Here is a 22195-nt window from a genome sequence, read left to right on the forward strand (position 1 = left end):
CCCATCCTTTGCATTTTGGCGTAATAGCGTAAACGACAGGTGTCGATCATTACGCCTTGACGGCAGGCTGAGGTTGTTCCCGCAACGCTGCCAGCAATGCCGCGGCGCTGGCGCCACGACAATCAATAACGGTCCTTGCTCCGGCTGCCCGCGCGATGCTGGCAACCCTGGGGCTCGGTACAAACAGCGGCAGATCGGCCAGGACCGGCCATGAATCCCCCGCCAACTGAAGCAAATGTTCAAAACCCTGCCCACTGCTGACCACCAGCCCGTTCAAGCGTTCCACAGCGACGCGTTGCGCCAGGGCGCCGGGCGCATGTTGCGGCAGGTAGCGACGATACAGCGGTAGGTAATCAACCCCCACCCCCAGCCCGCGCAGTTGCTCGGCCAACAGTTCGCGTCCCTCGTCACCGCGCATGATCAACACACGGCTTCCCGGTACGGCAATTGCCTGTTTGAGGCGCGGCAGTTCAAGCAAGGCTTCGCTGTCGTCGCCCTGCTCCGGCCAGCTCGCATCCAGCCCGTAGTCGAGCAGTATCTGCCCGGTTGCTGAACCCACACTGAACCAGGGTTGCAGGGGCGGTTGCGGCCATACTTCATCGATCAGCTCGATGGCCAGTCGCGCGGCAGGTTTGCTGACCACGATCACTGCACAATAATTGAGCAGCTCGAAAATGATCGAACGCTGTGCAGGCGTCAAGGGCAAAGGCTCGGTTTCAAGCAGGGGCAGACTGCTGCTGAAGATACCGTCCTCGGCCAGCACCCTGGCCAGCGCTGCCGACTCTTCGGCCGGGCGGGTCAGCAGCAGACGCCAGCCACTCATTCGTTATTGGCCTCGCCGTAGACCGCTTTCAGGATGTCGGCGGCGCCCTGCTCCAGCAGCGCTTCGGCCACCTGCACACCCAGTGCCTGAGCAGATGTCTGAGGTGCCCGGGCATCCGCGTGCAGCAACACGCTGCCGGACGGATCGCCCACCAGGCCGCGCAACCAAACGTCATCGCCTTCCAGCACGGCGTAGCAGGCGATCGGCACCTGACAGCCACCGTTGAGGTGCTTGTTCAGCGAACGCTCGGCAATCACGCGCACAGCAGTGTCTTCATGATGCAAAGGGGCAAGCAGTGCATGAATTTCGGCGTCGACGCTGCGGCATTCGATACCCACCGCGCCCTGGCCACCGGCTGGCAGGCTGTCGTCGACACTGATTGCGGAAGTGATGCGGTCTTCGAAACCCAGGCGGATCAGGCCAGCGGCGGCGAGGATGATGGCGTCGTATTCACCGGCATCCAGCTTGGCCAGACGGGTATTGACGTTGCCGCGCAGGAAGCGGATCTGCAGATCGGGTCGACGCGCCAGCAATTGGGCCTGACGGCGCAGGCTGGAGGTGCCGACAATGCTGCCGGCCGGCAACTGGTCCAGGCTGGCAAAGGTGTTGGAAACGAATGCATCGCGCGGGTCTTCGCGCTCGCAGATGCAGAACAGGCCCAGGCCTTGTGGGAAGTCCATTGGCACGTCTTTCATCGAGTGCACGGCGATGTCGGCGTTGTTTTCCAGGAGCGCGGTTTCCAGCTCCTTGACGAACAGGCCTTTGCCACCGATTTTCGACAGCGGGGAGTCGAGCAATTTGTCGCCACGGCTGACCATGGGTACCAGCGTCACGAGCAGGCCGGGGTGGGCCTGTTCCAGGCGGGCCTTGACGTATTCTGCCTGCCAGAGTGCCAGCGCGCTTTTGCGTGTGGCGATGCGGATTTCGCGAGAGGACATTGAACAATCCGTACTGAGTAAATGCGACGGATAATAACAGCTCAATCCCGGTCAGGGCGGCTTCGGCGCTGATTGCAACTTGCGTCAGACACTGAGCCGATCAATCAATCGGCAGTGCCTGAGGGGCGCATGGGAAAGGCTGCGCGCAGGCCAGCCGAAAAGCACATGGAGCCGGAATTCTCTCCCGTTCCATGACTCGGTCTGGGCACAGAGGCTCCAGAGCGGCGAGGCGCTAGAGCTGCTGCATCATTTTGCGGACACCGGCTACGTGGCGGCGGCTGACGATCAACGCATCGCCATTGAGCCCTCTGAGGAACAGCTGGAAATGCCCCAACGGAGTGCGCTGCAACCGTTCTATGCGCTCGCGGGCCACCAGCGCATTGCGATGGATGCGCACGAAACGGTCACCGAATTCGTCTTCCAGTGCCTTGAGCGGTTCGTCCAGCAGCACTTCGCCGCCCTCGTGACGCAAGGTCACGTATTTGTGATCGGCGATAAAGTAGATCACCTGATCCAGGGGAATCAGCTCGATGCCTTTGCGGGTACGCGCGCTGATGTGGCTGCGTGGCCCTGATCCGCTTTCGGCTGCCGGGCGGGTCAACGCCGCCAGTTGCACGCGGTTCGGCCGCTCGGCTTTTCGCAACGCTTCGACAAGGTGCTCGGGACGCACAGGCTTGACCAGATAGCCCACCGCACTGACCTGAAAAGCTTCCAGGGCGAACTCATCGTGGGCGGTGCAAAACACCACGGCAGGCGGTGCTTCCCGCTCGCACAGCCGGGCTGCGACCTGGAGGCCATCGAGACCCGGCATGCGGATATCGAGCAGCACTACGTCCGGTTTGTGGGTTTCGATCAGCGCCAAGGCTTCTTCGCCATTGGACGCGCTGGGTTCCAGTACTCGATAACCCTCGATTTCATTGACCATGCGGCTCAATCGCTCGCGGGCCAGGGGTTCGTCATCAACGATCAGGACATTCATATAGCTCTGGCTTCCTGCGTGAGTCTCGCACAAGGATAGCGTAGACAGGTGTAGTGACGACCGTCACGGCGCTCCACGCTCAGACTGGCATGCGGGCCAAAAAGTGCCGCAATTCGTGCGCCTATATTCGTCAGAGCCTGCTGAGTACCGTTGGAAGTCTGCCGATTGGCAACTTCTTCATAGGGATTGCTGACGCTCAATATGAACTCTCCCCCTTCATAGTTCGCTTCGACCGTTACAACGCCCCCTTCGACCCGCGGAGCAATGCCATAAATCAAAGCGTTTTCAAGTAATGGCTGCAAGGTTAGCTGGGGGATTGGCAAGTCATCGGGAATTGCACTCACCCTCCAGTCCAACTGTAGACGCTCGCCAAGACGATATTGCTCAATCGATAAATATCGTTTTGCCAATGCCAGCTCCTCACCCCATGTCACGAGGCTGCCCGGCTTGGCCAGACTGGCACGAAAAAGGTCCGAAAGATCGAGCACCGCCTGCTCGGCCTTGACCGGGTTGCTGGCCACCAGACTGGCGATACTGTTGAGTGTATTGAAGAGGAAGTGCGGGCGGATGCGCGCCTGCAGCGATTCGATCCTGGCGCGCAGCTCGCCCTGTTGCTGCTTGCGCCACTGACTCTGCAGATAGAAGTAACGCAGCATCAGGGCGGACATGATCAGGGCAATCGTCGAGTAGCGCAGATAACGCTCGACCATGCCGCTGACCGAAATTCGCCCGGTAAGCTGACAGACGTCGGTGACGGCTGTGCACAGCAGCGTCAGGCCGACCACCAGCAGGCAACTGAGCATGCCCGCGAGCCCCGGCGTCAATCGCGCCAGCCAGGGGCGCAACCCGCACAGCAGCGCTGCCGACAGCAGCACGATCCATTGCACGAACAGCGACATCAACGCCAGGCGTACCCAGTCGAAGCCGCTGCGCATCGGTTCCACCAGCACCAGAACCAGCACCAGCAGCTCGGCCAGCACGACGAGCACCAGCAATGCCTGCGGCAGGCACAGTTCAGGGAGGAAAAAGTCTTTGCCGGGCGCGGGCCGGGCATCATGTTTCATAGGTTCGATTCGCATGGCTCCAGTCTCTGCCCTGGCCTCGTCAGCGGCAAGCTGTCCGGGGATAAAAATGCATCAACCCTGTTATCATCGCGTTCGTTCTTGTGCCAGGTATCGGGCACGTCACTTTCAGTCAGCAACGAGCGAATCCATGAGCACCGACAAGACCAACCAGTCCTGGGGCGGCCGCTTCAGTGAACCCGTCGACGCGTTCGTCGCGCGTTTCACTGCCTCCGTCACCTTCGATCAACGCCTGTATCGCCACGACATCATGGGCTCCATCGCCCACGCTACGATGCTGGCCAAGGTGGGCGTACTGACCGACGCCGAGCGCGATACCATCGTTGACGGCCTGAACACCATCCAGGCCGAGATCGAGGCTGGCCAGTTCGACTGGCGCGTCGATCTGGAAGACGTGCACATGAACATTGAAGCACGCCTGACCGACCGCATCGGTATTACCGGCAAGAAGCTGCACACCGGTCGCAGCCGCAACGATCAGGTCGCCACCGATATCCGTCTGTGGCTGCGCGACGAAATCGACCTTATCCTCAGCGAAATCACACGTCTGCAGCAAGGTCTGCTGGGCCAGGCCGAGCGTGAAGCTGAAACCATCATGCCCGGTTTCACCCACTTGCAGACGGCCCAGCCGGTAACATTCGGTCACCATATGCTGGCCTGGTTCGAAATGCTCAGCCGCGACTACGAGCGTCTGGTGGATTGCCGCAAGCGTCTCAACCGCATGCCGCTGGGCAGCGCGGCGCTGGCGGGCACTACCTACCCGATCGACCGCGAGCTGACCTGCACACTGCTGGGCTTCGAGGTGGTGGGCGGCAACTCGCTGGACGGCGTATCGGATCGCGACTTCGCCATCGAATTCTGCTCGGCTGCATCCATCGCAATGATGCACCTGTCGCGCTTTTCGGAAGAGCTGGTGCTCTGGACCAGTGCGCAGTTCCAGTTCATCGACCTGCCGGACCGCTTCTGCACCGGCAGCTCGATCATGCCGCAAAAGAAGAACCCCGATGTTCCTGAACTGGTTCGCGGCAAGAGCGGCCGCGTGTTCGGTGCCCTGATGGGCCTGCTGACCCTGATGAAAGGCCAGCCCCTGGCTTACAACAAGGACAACCAGGAAGACAAGGAACCGCTGTTCGACGCCGCCGATACGCTGCGTGATTCGTTGCGTGCATTCGCCGACATGATCCCTGCGATCAAGCCCAAGCACGCGATGATGCGTGAAGCAGCGCTGCGCGGCTTCTCGACCGCCACCGATCTGGCCGACTATCTGGTCCGCCGTGGTCTGCCGTTCCGTGACTGCCATGAGATCGTCGGTCACGCGGTGAAATACGGTGTGGAAACCGGCAAGGACCTGGCAGAGATGAGCCTGGAAGAGCTGCGTCAGTTCAGCAACCAGATCGAACAGGACGTCTTCGCCGTGCTGACCCTGGAAGGTTCGGTGAATGCCCGTAATCACATTGGCGGCACCGCCCCCGAACAGGTCCGCGCTGCCGTCGTTCGCGGCCAGGAACTGCTGGCCGGGCGCTGAAGATACCCCGCATAGCCCCTGATCATCATTCCCACGCCCCGCGTGGGAATGCCGATCCTGAGGGTGCGCCGCGGCCCGGATGTGTGAAGGATTCCATCGTTCCCATGCTCCGCGTGGGAATGCCGTTCTGGACGCTCCGCGTCCGATCCTGAAGGTGCATGTGGCGCTGATGTGTGACGCGGAGCATTGGCACGATAGTCGGCCTGGCCCCTGCTCACCGTTCCTACGACTCTTTCAGCACCTGCCGATTTCCCTCCGGCGCACCCCGCCGCTATCATCCCCGCTTCTTGTGGGGGACTTATCCGATGCTCAATGGCCTGTGGCTTGGTTTTTTTGTCGTGGCGACGATTTCCGCGCTGGTGCAGTGGCTGGTGGGCGGCAACGCCGGCATTTTTGCGGCGATGGTCGAAAGTATCTTTGCCATGGCCAAGCTGTCGGTCGAGGTCATGGTGCTGCTGTTCGGCACACTGACCCTGTGGTTGGGCTTTTTGCGCATCGCCGAGAAGGCCGGCATCGTCGACTGGCTGGCCAAGGTCCTCGGGCCGCTGTTTCTGCGCCTGATGCCGGAGGTGCCGCCCGGCCACCCTGCGCTGGGGCTGATCACCCTCAACTTCGCCGCCAACGCGCTGGGTCTCGACAACGCCGCCACGCCGATTGGCCTGAAGGCCATGCGCTCGCTACAGGAACTCAACCCGAGCAAGACCGCCGCCAGTAACGCGCAGATCCTGTTTCTGGTGCTCAACGCCTCATCCCTGACCCTGCTGCCGGTGACGATCTTCATGTACCGCGCCCAGCAAGGTGCGCCTGACCCGACCCTGGTATTCCTGCCGATCCTGCTGGCCACCAGTGTCTCGACCATCGTCGGCCTGCTGTCGGTCGCGTTCATGCAGCGTCTGCGCTTGTGGGACCCGGTGGTGCTCGCCTACCTCATCCCCGGTGCTCTGTTGCTGGGCACCTTCATGGCTTTTCTCGGCACGCTGTCGGCGGCTGCGCTGGCGGGTCTGTCGTCGATTCTGGGCAACCTCACGCTGTTCGGCCTGATCATGATGTTTCTGATCATCGGCACGCTACGCAAGGTGCTGGTCTACGAGGCCTTCGTCGAAGGTGCGAAGGAAGGTTTCGACGTCGCCAAGAGCCTGCTGCCTTATCTGGTCGCCATGCTCTGTGCGGTGGGCGTGCTGCGCGCATCCGGCGCGCTGGACTTCGGCCTGGAAGGCATTCGGCATCTGGTGCAGTGGCTGGGGCTGGACACGCGCTTCGTCGATGCGTTGCCGACCGCGATGGTCAAACCCTTCTCGGGCAGCGCCGCCCGTGCCCTGTTGATCGAAACCATGCAGACCCAGGGCGTGGACAGCTTCGCTGCATTGGCCGCTGCCACGATTCAGGGCAGCACCGAGACCACGTTCTACGTCCTTGCCGTGTACTTCGGCGCCGTGGGCATTCAGCGCGCTCGCCATGCGGTGGGCTGCGCGCTGCTGGCCGAGTTTTCCGGTGTCGTGGCCGCGATCTTCGTCTGCTACTGGTTCTTCGGCGCGACCGCGACCTGAAACATTACTGCGCCGGAGCCTGAGGCGCAGACTCCGCGGGGGCTGCTTCGGCAGGCGCAGCCTCCTGCTTCTCCTGCTTCGGCTCATCAGCCGGTGCGGACTCAGGCGTAGTCTCTTCGGCCGAGTCGCCGCCCGGCTTGAGCTTGATTATCCGCCCGGTAGGTCGCTTGACTGCTGGCTGGTCATTGTCAGTGACGACAAAACGCAGCACGCCGATCATCTGGCCGTCCTCGGTCAGCACCCTCACCTGCCAGCGTCCTGTCACGTCCTCCGGGAAGTTTTGCTTGCGCGTCCAGGCGCGATAGCCTTCCTTGCGGCCGCCGTGGATATCCAGCGCGATGCGGTCCATCTCTTCGCCTTCATGCCACCACACATGGTAGATACGCTCGTCCAGCCCGCGCGGCGCATTGATGGCGGTGTACGCATACAGGCCGCCGTTGCGCAGCTGCTTGGCGCTGATCAGCGAAATACTGTCGCCCGGCGTACGGTTCTTGTTATCGAAGTCCGGGCTCACCGCCACTTCAGTCAACCACAGCGTCGCAGGCGGCACCCAGGAGCGTAGCAACCAGCCCGCCGCGCCGATGGCCAGGATGATGCTGATCACGGCCAGTGCGCTGCGCCAGGTGTTGAGCGGGAAGTTGGACATCAGGCTGGGCGCCGACAGCAGCATCGCCACGCCCAGCGCCAGTTTGTAACTCTCGGCGGTGGTCAGGTGCAGGATGATCGGCAGCGCGGTCAGCAGTGCCGCGAACAGTGTCAGAGTGTGCAACGTCATGAACAGCCAGCGTCTGGGCGCCAGCCACTTGTAGTAGAGAGGGTCGATGATTGAGATCAGCCCGGCGGCGCCGAGCACCGCAGTGAATACCGCCTGACCACTGTTCCAGGTGGTGGTGATGAAAAAGAACGGCAGCACGAAGAACAGGCTTTCCTGATGGATCATCTGCGTGCCGTAGCGCAGCAAGCCCTGCGGAATCTCGCGGCCCAGCGCCTTGTTGAGCAACCCGACCATAGTGTTTTCGACCATCAGCCACAGCCAGCTGATCAGCATCACCACGGCAATCCAGGTGGCCAGCCCTGCCTGGCGATCGACCAGAATGAAACTGGCGATACCGGAAACGAAACCAAACGCTGCAATGAGCCCCGGGTAGCGCTGCATCAAGTTGAGCACGGGTGTCACATAGCGATTCACGTCAAGCATCGGAGGGGTCACTCGGTTCTGTTCATACAAAAAACGCGCTGTGTAACAAACGCAGCGCGGAGCCTGCACCCGGGGTGCAGTTTGGTGTCAGGATTCTATTTGCTGCGTACACGCCAGCGCCACAGGGCCAGCAGTGCTATGAAACCCAGTACTCCGCCAATCAGCCAATACAGACCGTCATAACTGAACAATGGCTTTTCAATGCGCATGTAACCCGGCTGGGCAAGCAATTGGCGCATCGCCTGATTGGCCGTTTCCAGCTTCACCGCCTTGATCCGTTTGGCCGGATCCTCGAAGCGCCCGTTTTCATAATCGTTGAGCGCGCTCCAATAGTAGTCGGCCAGCGCGCTATTGCCTTGTGTGGCCCATGACTGCCGGTCAATGGCGAGCTGTTGCAGCCGCGCAAACGTAGCGGGCTGCATGCCGTCTTTTTGCAGGCGCTCGACCAGACCGCGAATGTCGCGCTCGGCTTCATCGGCATCGTCACGTTCGACATCGGCGTTCAGGCTCAAAAACCCGACATCGCCGAACACTTCGCGCTCTGCCGAGGGGCCGTAGGACAAACTGTGTTTCAGGCGCAGCTCAGTGTAGAGCGTCCAGTCCAGATAGGCTTTGACCAGTTCCCAGGTTTCGTCGTGCTGGTCGTCGAGCTGCGGCTCTGGGTAGATCAGGTGCAGCTTGGCGCTCTCGCCCAGCCCGCCGCGCTCAAGCTCGCGGCGCGGTTCGGCCGAGCCGCTGCCCTGCGCCAGTGGCGGATGGTCGATCGGATCGGTGGGGGCGAGCTTGCCGTAGGTGCGCTCCAGATAGGCTGGCAGCAGCTTGTCCAGATCACCCACCACAATCAGCGTCATGTTGTTGGGGGCGTACCAGTTGGCGAAGACGTCTTCGATGTGCTCCAGCTGGATGCCGTCCACCTCGGGACGTTCAGCGCATTTGAGGCCCAGCTCCACGGCCAGCTGGCTGCTGGCGCTGCGCGCGGAATCACGCCGGTCAAGCAGGCGCTGCAAGTGCGAAAAATGCCCGCCATCTTCGCGTTCGACCACGCGTTTGACGCTGTCCAGCCGCGCCTGGCTCAGCTCGGTTTTGGTCATGATCTCCAGCAGCAGGTCGAGCACCTTGCGCTGGTTGCGCGCAGGCGCTTCGATCACGAAGGTGGTGTCGGCGTTGCTGGTGAAGGCGTTCCACTCGCCGCCCAGTGCCTGCATACGCTCCTCCAGCCCGCCTTCGCCGCTGTCATCCACGCCGCTGAACAGCAGGTGTTCCAGCAGATGCGGCAGTTCCTTGTCCTGGCACGGAAAGTCATCGAAGCCGATACCCACCACCAAACGGATGGCGACGTGACCCTTGTCGTAACCGGGTTTGAGAATGACTTGCAAACCATTGGGCAGCAGATAGCCCTCGACCTGAAGACGGTCAAGGGCAAATGAGGGAAGTGAACCGAGGAGCAGACAAGCGAACAGCAGGCAACGCATAAAACAGCTTTCCTGGCGGGCCGGTATGTTTAACAGACTTCACCTCGGCCCTTACGTTCATAGCGATCTGTCGGCCTCGACCTCGCTCGACAAGGCTCCTGTGTCAGCGGTTTCCAGCACCACGTAGGCGCTGCTGCAAAACAGCGAGTTCAGACGCTTCATGTCGGCAATCAGTTCCAGGTGCAGCGAACTGGTTTCGATACTCTGGACCACCTTGTTGCGCAGCCGGCTGACGTGGGCGTGCGCTAGGCGTCGCTCCTCGGCCCTGAACTGGCGCTTCTCGCGCAACAACTGACGCGCGCTTTCGTGATCGCCGCTGAGGAACACCGAAAGGCCCAGGCGCAGGTTCGACTGTAATTGAATCTGCAGATCCGCAAGCTCTTCAAGACCGACTTCAGAGAACGACCGGCGATGTGCCGTCTTCTGCTGCTGGATCTTGCGCAACATGCGTTCGATCAGGCCGCTGGCCAGCTCCAGGTTGATGGTCAGTTCGATGATCTCGGCCCAGCGCCGGTTGTCGTGCTCGCCGAGGTCTTCACGCGGCATCTGCGCCAGGTACAGCTTGATCGCGCTGTACAGCGCTTCGACGTCATCGTTGAGGCGGCGCACTTCCTGGGTCACCGCCGTTTGCGTGCCGCGCAGTACCGCCAGCATCGAGGCGAGCATGCTTTCGATCAGGTCGCCCATACGCAGGGTTTCGCGCACCGCGTTGGCCAGCGCAAGGCTGGGCGTCGACAGCGCGGTCAGGTCCAGATGACGCGGTTTGGCCAGGCCGCCGACTTCGTTCTGCTGGGGCAGCAGATACGAGCACAACCGCGCCATCGGGGCCACGGTTGGCAGCATGATCAGGCAGCGCACCGTGTTGTAAAGCAGGTGAAAGCCGATCACCAGTTCCTGCGGACTAAAGCCCAGCGTGTCGATCCAGGCAACCAGCGGATCGAGCACCGGAAAGATCAGCAACAGGCCGAACAGTTTGTACAGCAGACTGCCCAGCGCCACCTGCCGACCGGCGACGTTCTGCATGCTGGTACTGAGAAAGGCCAGCAGGCCGCTGCCGATGTTGGCCCCGATCACCAGGCCGATCGCCACCGGCAAGCCAATGACTTCGGTGCCTGCCAATGTGGCCGTCAGCAGCACTGCCGCCAGGCTGGAATAGGAGATCAGCGCGAACATGGCGCCCACCAGCGCATCCAGCAGCAGGTCGCCGGTCAGCGAGGCGAACAGCACCTTGACCCCCGCCGCCTGGGTGATCGGTGCGGCAGCCGCGACGATCAGCTGCAAGGCCAGCACGATCAGGCCCAGGCCGATACCAACCCGTCCCAGTTGACCGGCACGGGTCTGCTTGCGCGACAGGAAAAACACTACGCCAAGGAAGATCAGCAGCGGCGACAGCCATGACAGGTCGAAGGTCAGCACGCGAGACATCAAGGCGGTGCCGACATCGGCGCCAAGCATGATCACCAGGGCAGGCGTCAACGTCATCAGCCCCTGGCCGACAAACGACGTCACCAGCATGGCAGTGGCGTTGCTGCTCTGCACCAATGCCGTCACCAGAATGCCGGCGATGAACGCCAGCGGTCGTTTGGACATGTTCTGGCTGAGCACACGACGAAGTTGTGTACCGTAAACACGAAGGATGCCAGTGCGCACGATATGCGTGCCCCAGATCAGCAGGGCGACGGCGGATAGCAAATCGAGCAGGGTCAGCATGCGAAAAGCCCCCTGAGGTTTGCCTATACAGGCGATGAATTGAAAGATGCAGCGTGTAGCGAGCGGGGATGGGTGAAACGCTCTACTAAGCTTTTAGTCGGCCATGGGCCTTGGCGCCAGCATCGCACAGCGCGGATTTCATTGAAATAAAAGTGTCATAAATCAGTATTTTGATATTGCTCGGGCATTCGCCATGAACCCGTCGCATGTGCCTCATGGCTGTTCACCCGCCCTGCCGCCCGCAGGCGGCGGAAACGTTACAGGGTCAATCCATAGTGTACGCAACGTTAGGGTCGAGTTTCATACCGACGGCCTTTGCGACGTGCATGCCTTTTTCATACGAAAACGATTTATCTGCTGTGGGCTGGAAGAACTCCACGAAATCCAGGCTGCGGCGACTGAACACGAACCCGCCGATGAGCGGCTGATTGACTGCATACAGATGCGGACACAGCGCCATCATCGACGAAGCAGGCACGCCGATCAGGTGTTCCTCAAGATCGCCGGCCTGTTGAGTTTCTTGCGGGTAAAACCACAGTGGCGTGCTGATGAACAGATAGGCATCCGGCCCCAGGCTGGAAAGCAATGTGCGCACCAGCCATCTCGCCGTATCGGCTGTCAGATGCTCGACGACATCCAGCAGACAGATTATCCGGTACTGGGCCAGCCGCTCGGATGACAGCTCTTGAGCAAGGCCGTGCCAGATGTTGCGGTAGGTAGCGTTCTCATGCAGCTGCGAATTCTGGCAGTTGGCTTCCCAGCCATCGATGCCGTCCACCGACCAGTGCGCCGTGTCCGGGTTTGCCTTGATCAACGCGCCCAGTGTTCCAGAGCCGAACCCGATATCCAGCACTTCAACATCGCTGCTGAGGTCTTTCAGGATATGGAAAATCATCGCCTTGGGAGAGACCGAGTCGCCTTCCACATGGCCGGTTGCAGGCGCGAAGCCTTCTGTAGGCTGATAGTTTTCAACATATTGCTTCATTGTCTGGATCCTTGACGATGGTTAGGGAGGCGGGGTTTACCGTAGATCCTGTTGAAGCATCCGCATTGGGGTGTAGGAGGAGTATAGGGGGGGTCGAGTGCCTGGCCTTTAATCCTGCAAACTGACCAGAAACGCTTGGTGACACGAGTGGCGCCTGTAGCTGCATAGCAGGCTTTGGCGGGTATTCAGAACCTGACGCAAGCGTCTGGTACAGCGTGCCAACGCTGAGCATTGGCACACTGTTCGGTCAGTCTTATCGGAACCGGTCAACCTCGTGACGCAGTTCTGTAGCCAGGCCATTCAGCTCCTGGGCAGTGATGGCGAGGTTGGACATGACCTGGCGCTGTTCGCTGTTGGCCATGGCGATGCTTTGCAGGTTGCTGCTGAGCATGGTCGCGGTGCTGCTTTGTTCCTGGGTGGCGGTGGTGATAGCGGCGAACTGGTGACCGGCCGAGCGGCTTTGCTCGTCGATCTGGGCCAGTGCGGAGGCCACTTTGGCGTTGAGCGACAGGCCTTCCTGCATCAGTGTGTTGCCCTGCTGCATGGTGCTGATGGCGTTGCCGGTTTCTTGCTGGATGCTGGCGATCATGCCGGAAATCTCATCGGTGGCTTCACGGGTGCGCGAGGCCAGGCTGCGGACTTCGTCAGCCACCACGGCAAAGCCGCGACCCTGCTCACCGGCGCGTGCGGCCTCGATGGCAGCGTTGAGCGCGAGCAGGTTGGTCTGGTCGGCAATCGAGGTAATCACCCCGACGATGCTGCCGATTTCCTGCGAGCGCTGACCCAGCGTGTCGATGACTTTCGCGGTGCTGCTCAGCGAAGTGGCGATCTGTTGCAGCGACGACGAAGCCTCTTCCATCGAAGTACGACCAATGCGTGTCTGCTGGGCATTTTCCTGTGCCAGTCGTTCGGTATTGCCCATGTTGTCGGCGATGTTCATCGACGTGGCGCTGAACTCTTCGACCGCACCGGCCATGCTGGTGATCTCGCCGGATTGCTGCTCCATGCCCTCGAACGCACCGCCCGACAGGCCGGACAATGCGTTGGCGCGGGTGCTGACTTCCTGCGCCGCAGTACGGATATGCGCGACCATCGATGACAACGCTTCGCTCATCTTGTTGAAGCTGCCCGACAACTGCCCGATCTCGTCATTGCTGGTCACATTCAGGCGTACGCTGAGGTCGCCTGCACCCAGTGCGTCGGCCTGGCGTACCAGTTCGGACAGTGGACGCAGCTTGCTGCGCAACAGCCAGATGGCACTGATCACCGCGATCAGCATGGCCAGCAGACTGCCGATCGCCAGTTGCGTGCCAACGTGCCAGGTCACTTCACTGATTTCCTTGCGCGGCATGCTGGCGATGACGGTCCAAGGGCCGCCAGCGAACGGCTGGCCGACGCTGTAATAGTTGTCATCACCGTCATCCCAGAACTGCGCCTTGCCCGGCTTGCTGGCAAGGTCGGCCACTGACTTCGCGGCACCGTCGAGGGATTTGACGCCTGCCGGTGGCACCAGCCAGGTGCCCTTGTCGTCGAGCAGCGCCAGCGAGCCGGTAGAGCCGATACGGAAGCTCTTGAGGTTATCGAACTGGGTCTTCTGTGCATCGGTGTAATCGAACCCTACAAACAGCGCCGCAATGATCTTGCCGCTGCTGTCGCGAACCGGGCTGTACTGGGTCATGTAGTAGCGATCGAACAACACCGCCTTGCCGACATAGCTCTGCCCGGCCATCAGACGCTCGTAGGCTGCGCCCTTGCGATCCAGTACCGTGCCGATGGCGCGCGTGCCATCCTGCTTGCTCAGGGAGGTGCTGATACGGATGAAGTCGTCGCCGCTGCGCACGAAAATGGTTGCCACACCTGCGGTCATCGAGCGGAATTCGTCGACTTCGGTAAAGTCGTTGTTCAGCACGGCATCACGCAGGAACAGGCCTGGCGTGGACGTGCCCGCCACCGTGACCGGCTTGTCGGGTTGCAGGCTCAGGCCATCGGCGAAGCGTTTTTCGAACAGTCCACTCAGGCGCTGAGTGCTGTCGCGCAGCGTGCTGTGGAAGGTGTTGAGCTGGTCAGCGAGGAGCCTGGCTTCACTCGACATGTGCTCTTCACGAATGACCAGGTTGGACGCGTCCAGAGACCTCAACGCGAACAGGGTACTACCACTGATAACCACCGCCAGGATCACGGCCAGAGCAATACCAAGTTGCGAAGCAATTCGGGTACGAGGCTTGGACATAGAGACTCCGTGCCGAATGATTGGAGTTGCCGGGTCCGTGGCTTATCATTCAGCTGATAGATTTAGTTGGTGTTTTACGCCGTTTGAACGAGCAATCGTTAAGCAATGCTTCGGCCATCAAGGTCGTTACTTGAGAGCGGAGCGGGACATTAACAAATGATGGCAGTTCAATACTAAACTAAATTTTAATAGAGTACTTCAACTAACGGCAACTTCATGGCGCCCACCTCCGCCTTGAGAAAATCGCTGAGGCGTCGCAACCGCTCTGCGCCGGGCCTTGTACGCGGCCAGACCAGATAATAGTTTTCGCCACTGAACACCGCCGTGCGCCACGGCAGACTCAGACGGGCCTGCGCCACGTCCTCGGCGACCATCAGCAGATCACCCATCGACACACCGTAGCCACGTGCGGCGGCAATCATTCCCAGCTCGAGGGTGTCGAATACTTGCCCGCCTTTGAGCGACACCTGATCGGCCAGACCCATGCGGTTCAGCCAGGTGCGCCAGTCACGACGATCAGGAGTGGGGTGCAGCAATTCAGCCTTTGCCAGCCGCTCCACGTCCCATGGCGGGTCCTGCAACAACGTGGGGGCGCCGACCGGAATCAGCAACTCGGGAAACAATAATGTGGCGTCCCAGTCCGACGGGAAATGACCCTGGCTGAGCAGAATCGCGCAGTCAAAAGGCTCCTGGGTAAAGTCCACCGCATCGATTTCCATCCACGCGCTGGTCAGTTGCACTTCGTTGCCCACCTGAAGGTGACGGAAACGGCTGAGCCGCGCGAGCAGCCAGCGCATGGTCAGGGTCGACGGGGCTTTCATGCGCAGAATGCCCTCCTCGGTCTGCAAGGTGCTGCAGGCGCGTTCCAGTGCCAGGAACCCATCGCGCACACCGGGCAACAGCGCGCGTGCCGATTCGGTGAGCTGCAAGTTACGCCCGTTACGCTGAAACAAGCGGCAGGCAAAGTGCTCTTCCAGCGTACGAATATGACGGCTTACTGCACTTTGGGTGATCGAAAGTTCCTCGGCCGCGCGGGTAAACGAGGTATGCCGCGCAGCCGCTTCAAAAGCCCTTAGTGCATAAAGAGGGGGGAGACTGCGAGGCATGGGGCGCTTCCTGCGGACGATGAACGGCTACTTTACTGCAAATGCTGAAAATTGCTTCAGATGAGTTTTAGTCATGCTGAGCATCGGATTTATCGTTTTGTGTTTAGTCGAGCAACTGCCCAGAATACGTCGCTCAATCGTCCCTTTGCCGTAGAGCACCGTCACCATGCAGCCGTCCGCCCTCAAAGAACTCTGGATCATCCTGCGCCTGGCGGGGCCGCTGATTGCGTCACAGATGGCGCACATGCTGATGGTCTTCACCGACACCGTGATGATGGGCAAGATCGGACCGGAGGCTTTGGCGGGCGGTGGTCTGGGCGCTGCCACGTACAGCTTCGTGTCGTTCTTTTGCGTCGGCGTGATGGCAGCGGTCGGTACGCTGGTCTCGATCCGTCACGGTGCTGGCGACGCTGAAGGCGCGACCCGTCTGACCCAGGCCGGTCTGTGGCTGGCCTGGGGCATGGCGCTGGTTGCCGCGCTGTTGCTGTGGAACCTCGAACCCATCCTGTTGCAGTTCGGTCAGGCCGAAGCCAACGTGCATATGGCGGCTCAATTTCTGATCACCCTGCCCTTCGCCCTGCCCGGCCTGCTCAGCTTCATGGCATTGCGCGGCTTCACCAGCGCACTGGGTCGAGCGGGGCCGGTGATGACCATCAGCCTGGCCGGTGCGGCAGCGAACTTCGTGCTCAATTACGCATTGATCCATCAATGGCTGGGGCTGCCCAACCTGGGGCTGATGGGGATCGGGCTGGTCACCGCGATCGTCACCAACTGCATGGCCCTGGCCCTGGCGCTGCATATCAGGTGGCATCCGGCTTACGTGGCGTACCCGATCAGAAAGGGGCTTTCGAAGCTTTCAGGCAGTCATCTGGGCGAGCTGTGGCGGCTCGGTCTGCCGATTGGCGGCACCTATGCAGTGGAAGTCGGCCTGTTCACCTTTGCCGCGTTCTGCATGGGCGCGATGGGCAGCACGCAGATGGCGGCGCACCAGATCGCCCTGCAGACCGTGTCCATGGCGTTCATGGTTCCGGTGGGGATGTCCTATGCGGTCACCATGCGTATCGGCCAGCATTATGGCGCGGGCAACCTGGTGATGGTGCGCATGGCCGGTCGTCTGGGCATCGGTTTTGGCGGCTGTGTGATGCTGATGTTCGGGCTGCTGTTCTGGCTGGCACCGCATCTGGTCATCGGTCTGTTTCTGGATATCAACGACCCGGCGTTTGCCGAGATCGTCGTACTGGCGGCAAAACTGCTGGCCATTGCCGCCCTGTTCGAGTTCTTCGACGGCACCCAGACCATTGCCATGGGCGCCATTCGTGGGCTCAAGGATGCACGCACCACCTTCCTGATCGGCCTGGGTTGCTACTGGCTGATCGCCGCGCCTGCCGCGTGGTTGCTCGGTTTCTCTACCGATGCCGGCGCTTCGGGCGTGTGGTGGGGGCTGGCGCTGGGCCTGTTCTGCTCGGCCGTGGCGCTGACCTACGCGTTCGAATGGAAGACGGCTCGGCTGTTGCGTCGGGACGCGGCCGGGGTGGCGGTGCCGGGCTGATCCGGCGCACCGTCACCCGGATCTGGATGTATCTGCGTGCACGGCTTGCGAGCGCAGATAGGTCACCAGTTCTTCCACCGGCAGTGGCCTGCTGATCAGATAGCCTTGCACCTGATTGCAGCCGAAACTGCGCAGCAACTCCAGTTGCCCGGCGGTTTCCACGCCCTCGGCGACTACTTCCAGGTTCAGGTTGTGCGCCAGATTGATCATGGCGTTGACCAGCTTGCGGTTCTCTTCGCGTAACTCCATCTGCGCGACAAAGCCCATGTCGATCTTGAGCAGCGCGATGGGCAGGCTGTTGAGGTGCATGAACGACGAATAGCCGGTGCCGAAATCATCCAGCGAAAAGCGCACGCCCAGTTGCCGCAATGCGTCCATGGTCTGCCGGACCTGGTCGCTGCGCCGCATGACGGCGGTTTCGGTCAGTTCGAATTCCAGCCAGCGCGCGTCGACATCGTGTTCCGCGATGAGGCGATTCAAGGTCGGCAGCAGCTGGCTGTCCTGAAACTGCCGGAACGACAGATTGATCGCCATGTGCAGTGGGGCAAAGCCTTGTTCGCGCAGGGCCTGCATGTCACGCAGTGCGCGGAAGATGACCCAGTAGCCGAGCGGCACGATCAGTCCGCTTTGCTCGGCCAGTGGCACGAATTCGCTGGGCGGCAGCAGCCCGCGTTGCTGATGGCGCCAGCGCACCAGCGCTTCCAGGCCGACAATACGCCCGCTGTCCAGGCACAGACGCGGCTGGTAATGCAGTTCCAGCTCATCGCGGCGCAAGGCGCGTCGCAGTTCACCTTCCAGATCGGCGAGGCTGCGGGCGTTGCGGTTGATGCGCTCGTCGAACAGGTGATAGGTACAGCCCTGCATGCTCTTGGCCTGACGCATGGCGATATGCGCATGCCACATCAGCGGGTCGGCTTCGGGCTGGGCTTGCGAATGCGCAATGCCCAGGCTGCAACCCAGCAGCAGGCTTTCGCCATCGACCCAATAGGGTTCGGCCAGCACGTCAGTGATACGTTCGGCCATTTGCAGGGCACGTTCGGGGGTTGCTCGGGTGTCAATCAACAGGGCGAATTCGTCGCCCCCCAGGCGGGCGATCTGATCACCGGCATCGAGCTGGTTTTTCAAGCGCGCCACGACTTGCAGGATCAGCCGGTCACCGGCCTGATGCCCCAGTGCATCGTTGGCGCGGCGAAAATTGTCCAGGTCCAGATGCCCCAGCGCCACACTGCCGCCTTCGCTCAAGCGCGCCGAGAGCAGCGCCTGAAATCCCTGGCGGTTGGCTATGCCGGTCAACGGGTCCTGGCCGACCAGGCGTCGCAGGCTGTCTTCCAGGCGACTGCGCTCGTGGACATAGCGCAGGCAGCGCCGAAGCGTGTCACCGGTCAAGGCATCGCGCACCAGCCAGTCACTGACGCCGGTCGGTCCGACCAATGGTTCGGTCTCGAGCAGCACCACGGTAGGCAACAGGCAGGCCCCGGTCCTGGGCTGCAGATCAGGGGTGGTCAGCAGCACGGTATTGCGCTCGTTAGCATATCGGGCGCTGAAAACGTCCCAGTTCGCGCCATGCAGAAGTATCACGTTGCTTCCCGGCGCAGTGAGGCAGCCGCTAAGCAGCGCCTGCCAGAAGGGCTCGTGCGCCAATAACAGCAATCGCAAGGGTTCGACAGGTGTAGGCAATCTAACTTCCTAAGTGCAAAGGAAAAACCGGTGGCCGCACTCTCGCAGGAGCGCGACAAATACACGTATCGCGCGTCGCGGCGCAAATGTAACAAAAACAGAAGAATTAGATAGCTGTCACTGTCCGACGACGATGAGCACTGCACAAAACCGTGGGCCTGTTAAAATGCCCGACCTTTTTTGCAGACGACTCTTCATACCGCCATGTCCCGACTCAATCCCCGGCAGCAGGAAGCCGTGAACTACGTCGGCGGCCCTCTTTTGGTGCTCGCCGGTGCCGGTTCCGGCAAGACCAGCGTGATCACCCGCAAGATCGCGCATCTGATCCAGAACTGCGGTATTCGTGCCCAGTACATTGTCGCCATGACCTTCACCAACAAGGCCGCGCGCGAGATGAAAGAGCGGGTCGGCACGCTGCTCAGAGGCGGCGAAGGACGTGGCCTGACGGTTTCGACCTTCCACAACCTGGGTCTGAACATCATCCGCAAGGAGCACACGCGGCTGGGCTACAAACCGGGCTTCTCGATCTTTGACGAGACCGACGTCAAGGCGCTGATGACCGACATCATGCAGAAAGAGTATTCCGGCGACGACGGCGTCGACGAAATCAAGAACATGATCGGCTCATGGAAAAACGACCTGATCCTGCCCGCCGAGGCGCTGGAAAACGCCCGCAACCCCAAGGAACAGACTGCCGCCATCGTCTACACCCACTATCAGCGCACGCTCAAGGCGTACAACGCGGTGGACTTCGACGATCTGATTCTGTTGCCGGTCAAGCTGTTCCAGGAACACGCTGACATCCTGGAAAAATGGCAGAACAAGGTGCGTTACCTGCTGGTGGACGAATATCAGGACACCAACGCCAGCCAGTACCTGCTGGTGAAGCTGCTGATCGGCACGCGCCATCAGTTCACCGTAGTGGGCGACGACGACCAGTCGATCTACGCCTGGCGTGGTGCGCGGCCGGAAAACCTCATGCTGCTCAAGGACGACTACCCGTCGTTGAAAGTGGTCATGCTGGAGCAGAACTACCGTTCCACCAGCCGTATTCTGCGTTGCGCCAACGTGCTGATCTCCAACAACCCGCACGCCTTCGAAAAACAACTGTGGTCCGAGATGGGCCACGGCGACGAGATCCGCGTGATCCGCTGCCGCAATGAAGACGCCGAGGCCGAGCGGGTGGCCATGGAAATCCTCACCCTGCACCTGCGCACCGACCGCCCGTACAGCGATTTCGCCATCCTCTATCGCGGCAACTACCAGGCCAAGCTGATCGAGCTGAAATTGCAGCACCACCAGGTGCCGTATCGACTGTCGGGCGGCAACAGTTTTTTCGGCCGCCAGGAAGTGAAGGACCTGATGGCCTATTTCCGGCTGCTGGTGAACCCGGACGACGATAACGCCTTCCTGCGGGTGATCAACGTTCCGCGTCGCGAGATCGGCTCGACCACGCTGGAAAAGCTCGGTAATTACGCCACCGAGCGCAAAGTGTCGATGTACGCCGCCACCGACGAGATCGGCCTGGGCGAGCATCTGGACAGCCGATTCACCGACCGTTTACAGCGCTTCAAGCGCTGGATGGACGGCGTGCGTCAGCAGTGCGCGCAGAACGATCCCATCGCCGCGCTGCGCAGCATGGTCATGGACATCGATTACGAGAACTGGCTGCGGCAGAACAGCTCCAGCGAAAAGGCTGCCGATTACCGGATGAGCAACGTCTGGTTCCTGATCGAGGCGTTGAAAAACACGCTGGAAAAGGACGAAGAAGGTGGCATGACCATCGAGGAAGCCATCGGCAAGCTGGTCCTGCGCGACATGCTCGAACGTCAGCAGGAAGAGGAAGACGGTGCCGAAGGTGTGCAGATGATGACCTTGCACGCCTCCAAGGGTCTGGAATTCCCTTACGTGTTCATCATGGGCATGGAAGAAGAAATCCTGCCACACCGCTCCAGCATCGAGGCCGACACCATCGAAGAAGAGCGCCGCCTGGCCTACGTGGGCATCACCCGCGCACGGCAGACCCTGGCCTTCACCTTCGCCGCCAAGCGCAAGCAGTATGGTGAAATCATCGACTGCGCGCCGAGCCGCTTTCTGGATGAGCTGCCCCCGGACGATCTGGCCTGGGAAGGCAATGACGACACACCGACGGAAGTCAAAGCGGTTCGCGGCAACACTGCGCTTGCCGACATTCGCGCCATGCTGAAACGCTAGCCGACACAATATTGATCATTTATTGCGCAATGGCGCAGCCAAGGAATTGAAGTGGAAGCACTGCACAAGAAAATTCGCGAAGAAGGCATCGTATTGTCCGATCAGGTGCTGAAGGTCGATGCGTTTCTCAACCACCAGATCGACCCGGCCCTGATGAAGGAAATCGGCGACGAATTCGCCCGACTGTTCGCCGACGCTGGCGTGACCAAGATCGTGACCATCGAAGCTTCCGGTATCGCGCCGGCAGTCATGGCAGGCTTGAAAATGGGCGTGCCGGTGATCTTCGCCCGCAAGCACCAGTCTCTGACCCTGACCGAAAACCTGCTGTCGGCGACCGTGTACTCGTTCACCAAGCAGGTGGAAAGCACCGTGGCAATCTCGCCGCGCCATCTGAGCAGCGACGACAAGGTGCTGATCATCGATGACTTCCTGGCCAACGGCAAAGCCTCGCAGGCGCTGATCTCGATCATCAAACAGGCTGGCGCCACGGTAGCCGGGCTGGGCATCGTGATCGAAAAATCCTTCCAGGGCGGCCGCGCCGAGCTGGACGCCCAGGGCTATCGCGTTGAATCCCTGGCGCGGGTCGAATCCTTGGCCGGTGGGGTTGTGACGTTCAAGTAAGCCCCTCGAGGGCGGACGCAGAGCGTCCGGAACGGCATGCGACGCGGAGCGCCGCACGATAGTTGCGGTTATCGTTCTCACGCTCCAGCGTAGGAATGCAGGTCTCGACGCTCTGCGTCGTCAAGAGGACGCAGAGCGTCCGGAAAGGCATGCGACGCGGAGCGCCGCACGATAGTTGTGATGATCGTTCCGCACGCTCCAGCGTGGGAATGCAGTTCTCGACGCTCTGCGTCGCCAAGAGGACGCGGAGCGTCCGGAAAGGCATGCGACGCGGAGCGCCGCACGATAGTTGCGATGATCGTTCCTCACGCTCCAGCGTGGGAATGCAGGTCTCGACGCTCTGCGTCGCCAAGAGGACGCGGAGCGTCCGGAAAGGCATGCGACGCGGAGCGACGCACGATAGTTGCGATGATCGTTCCTCACGCTCCAGCGTGGGAATGCAGGTCTCGACGCTCTGCGTCGTCAAGAGGACGCGGAGCGTCCGGAAAGGCATGCGACGCAGAGCGCCGCACGATAGTTGCGATGATCGTTCCTCACGC

General features: G+C 61.0%; 16 protein-coding genes and 1 pseudogene. 5 read left to right on the forward strand and 12 right to left on the reverse strand.

Going from position 1 to position 22195, the window contains the following annotated elements; genetic code table 11:
* Positions 1–49: 49 nt before the first annotated feature.
* The 4 genes from BLR16_RS24465 to BLR16_RS24480 all read right to left on the reverse strand — a co-directional run bounded on the left by BLR16_RS24465 (position 50) and on the right by BLR16_RS24480 (position 3819).
* On the reverse strand, positions 50–823 hold the full coding sequence (locus BLR16_RS24465) for a uroporphyrinogen-III synthase (RefSeq protein ID WP_044309662.1): 774 nt from the start codon (positions 821–823) through the stop codon (positions 50–52).
* Positions 820–1761 (reverse strand): hydroxymethylbilane synthase, encoded by a 942-nt coding sequence (gene hemC, locus BLR16_RS24470; RefSeq protein WP_003318426.1) that lies wholly within the window; start codon positions 1759–1761, stop codon positions 820–822. Before hemC ends, BLR16_RS24465 begins: the two co-directional genes overlap by 4 nt.
* Before the next feature lie 232 nt (positions 1762–1993).
* On the reverse strand, positions 1994–2740 hold the full coding sequence (locus BLR16_RS24475; protein WP_003367710.1) for a LytR/AlgR family response regulator transcription factor: 747 nt from the start codon (positions 2738–2740) through the stop codon (positions 1994–1996).
* Positions 2737–3819 (reverse strand): sensor histidine kinase, encoded by a 1083-nt coding sequence (locus BLR16_RS24480; protein ID WP_074809064.1) that lies wholly within the window; start codon positions 3817–3819, stop codon positions 2737–2739. Before BLR16_RS24480 ends, BLR16_RS24475 begins: the two co-directional genes overlap by 4 nt.
* Positions 3820–3952: 133 nt before the next feature.
* On the opposite strand from BLR16_RS24480, the gene argH reads away from it, so the two are divergent.
* Together argH and BLR16_RS24490 are read left to right on the forward strand one after the other, a co-directional pair.
* Positions 3953–5347, forward strand: a complete 1395-nt coding sequence (gene argH, locus BLR16_RS24485; RefSeq protein WP_024641407.1) for an argininosuccinate lyase — start codon at positions 3953–3955, stop codon at positions 5345–5347.
* Positions 5348–5652: 305 nt separating this feature from the next.
* Positions 5653–6894 carry a nucleoside recognition domain-containing protein gene (locus tag BLR16_RS24490; protein ID WP_003367703.1) on the forward strand — a complete coding sequence of 414 codons (1242 nt, stop codon included), beginning with the start codon at positions 5653–5655 and terminating at the stop codon, positions 6892–6894.
* 4 nt (positions 6895–6898) lie between these two features.
* On the opposite strand, the gene BLR16_RS24495 is transcribed toward BLR16_RS24490, so the two are convergent.
* From BLR16_RS24495 to BLR16_RS24520, 7 genes and pseudogenes are all read right to left on the reverse strand, one after another.
* Complete coding sequence (locus BLR16_RS24495; protein WP_003367700.1) at positions 6899–8092, reverse strand: DUF5924 family protein; 1194 nt, start codon at positions 8090–8092, stop codon at positions 6899–6901.
* Positions 8093–8187: 95 nt separating this feature from the next.
* Positions 8188–9564 carry a M16 family metallopeptidase gene (locus tag BLR16_RS24500; protein ID WP_074809066.1) on the reverse strand — a complete coding sequence of 459 codons (1377 nt, stop codon included), beginning with the start codon at positions 9562–9564 and terminating at the stop codon, positions 8188–8190.
* Positions 9565–9621: 57 nt separating this feature from the next.
* Positions 9622–11274 (reverse strand): Na/Pi cotransporter family protein, encoded by a 1653-nt coding sequence (locus tag BLR16_RS24505; protein ID WP_003367694.1) that lies wholly within the window; start codon positions 11272–11274, stop codon positions 9622–9624.
* Positions 11275–11539: 265 nt separating this feature from the next.
* Positions 11540–12259: a class I SAM-dependent methyltransferase gene (locus BLR16_RS24510; protein WP_074809067.1), complete on the reverse strand. Its 720-nt coding sequence runs from the start codon at positions 12257–12259 to the stop codon at positions 11540–11542.
* Between the two features lie 253 nt (positions 12260–12512).
* A complete protein-coding gene (locus tag BLR16_RS29385; protein WP_371124977.1) occupies positions 12513–13373 on the reverse strand; it encodes a methyl-accepting chemotaxis protein in 861 nt (286 codons plus the stop codon).
* Positions 13368–14489, reverse strand: a pseudogene (locus BLR16_RS29390) (Cache 3/Cache 2 fusion domain-containing protein); the annotation flags it as partial. The gene BLR16_RS29385 and the pseudogene BLR16_RS29390, both read right to left, overlap by 6 nt.
* A gap of 185 nt (positions 14490–14674) precedes the next feature.
* Positions 14675–15595: a LysR substrate-binding domain-containing protein gene (locus tag BLR16_RS24520; protein WP_003367689.1), complete on the reverse strand. Its 921-nt coding sequence runs from the start codon at positions 15593–15595 to the stop codon at positions 14675–14677.
* A gap of 166 nt (positions 15596–15761) precedes the next feature.
* Between BLR16_RS24520 and BLR16_RS24525 the strand changes: the two genes are divergently transcribed.
* Positions 15762–17144, forward strand: a complete 1383-nt coding sequence (locus tag BLR16_RS24525) for a NorM family multidrug efflux MATE transporter (RefSeq protein ID WP_074809070.1) — start codon at positions 15762–15764, stop codon at positions 17142–17144.
* A 12-nt stretch (positions 17145–17156) separates the two neighbouring features.
* Here the strand turns inward: BLR16_RS24525 and BLR16_RS24530 are convergent, their stop codons facing one another.
* The gene (locus BLR16_RS24530; RefSeq protein WP_042930489.1) at positions 17157–18821 is read right to left on the reverse strand and encodes a putative bifunctional diguanylate cyclase/phosphodiesterase; all 1665 of its coding nucleotides are present in this window, start codon (positions 18819–18821) and stop codon (positions 17157–17159) included.
* A 204-nt stretch (positions 18822–19025) separates the two neighbouring features.
* On the opposite strand from BLR16_RS24530, the gene rep reads away from it, so the two are divergent.
* A complete protein-coding gene (gene rep / locus BLR16_RS24535) occupies positions 19026–21035 on the forward strand; it encodes a DNA helicase Rep (RefSeq protein ID WP_003401585.1) in 2010 nt (669 codons plus the stop codon).
* A 51-nt stretch (positions 21036–21086) separates the two neighbouring features.
* Positions 21087–21656: a xanthine phosphoribosyltransferase gene (locus BLR16_RS24540; protein WP_044309668.1), complete on the forward strand. Its 570-nt coding sequence runs from the start codon at positions 21087–21089 to the stop codon at positions 21654–21656.
* Positions 21657–22195 lie beyond the last annotated feature (539 nt).

Source organism: Pseudomonas sp. BS3767 (assembly GCF_900099665.1).
Taxonomy (GTDB): Bacteria; Pseudomonadota; Gammaproteobacteria; order Pseudomonadales; family Pseudomonadaceae; genus Aquipseudomonas; species Aquipseudomonas cerasi.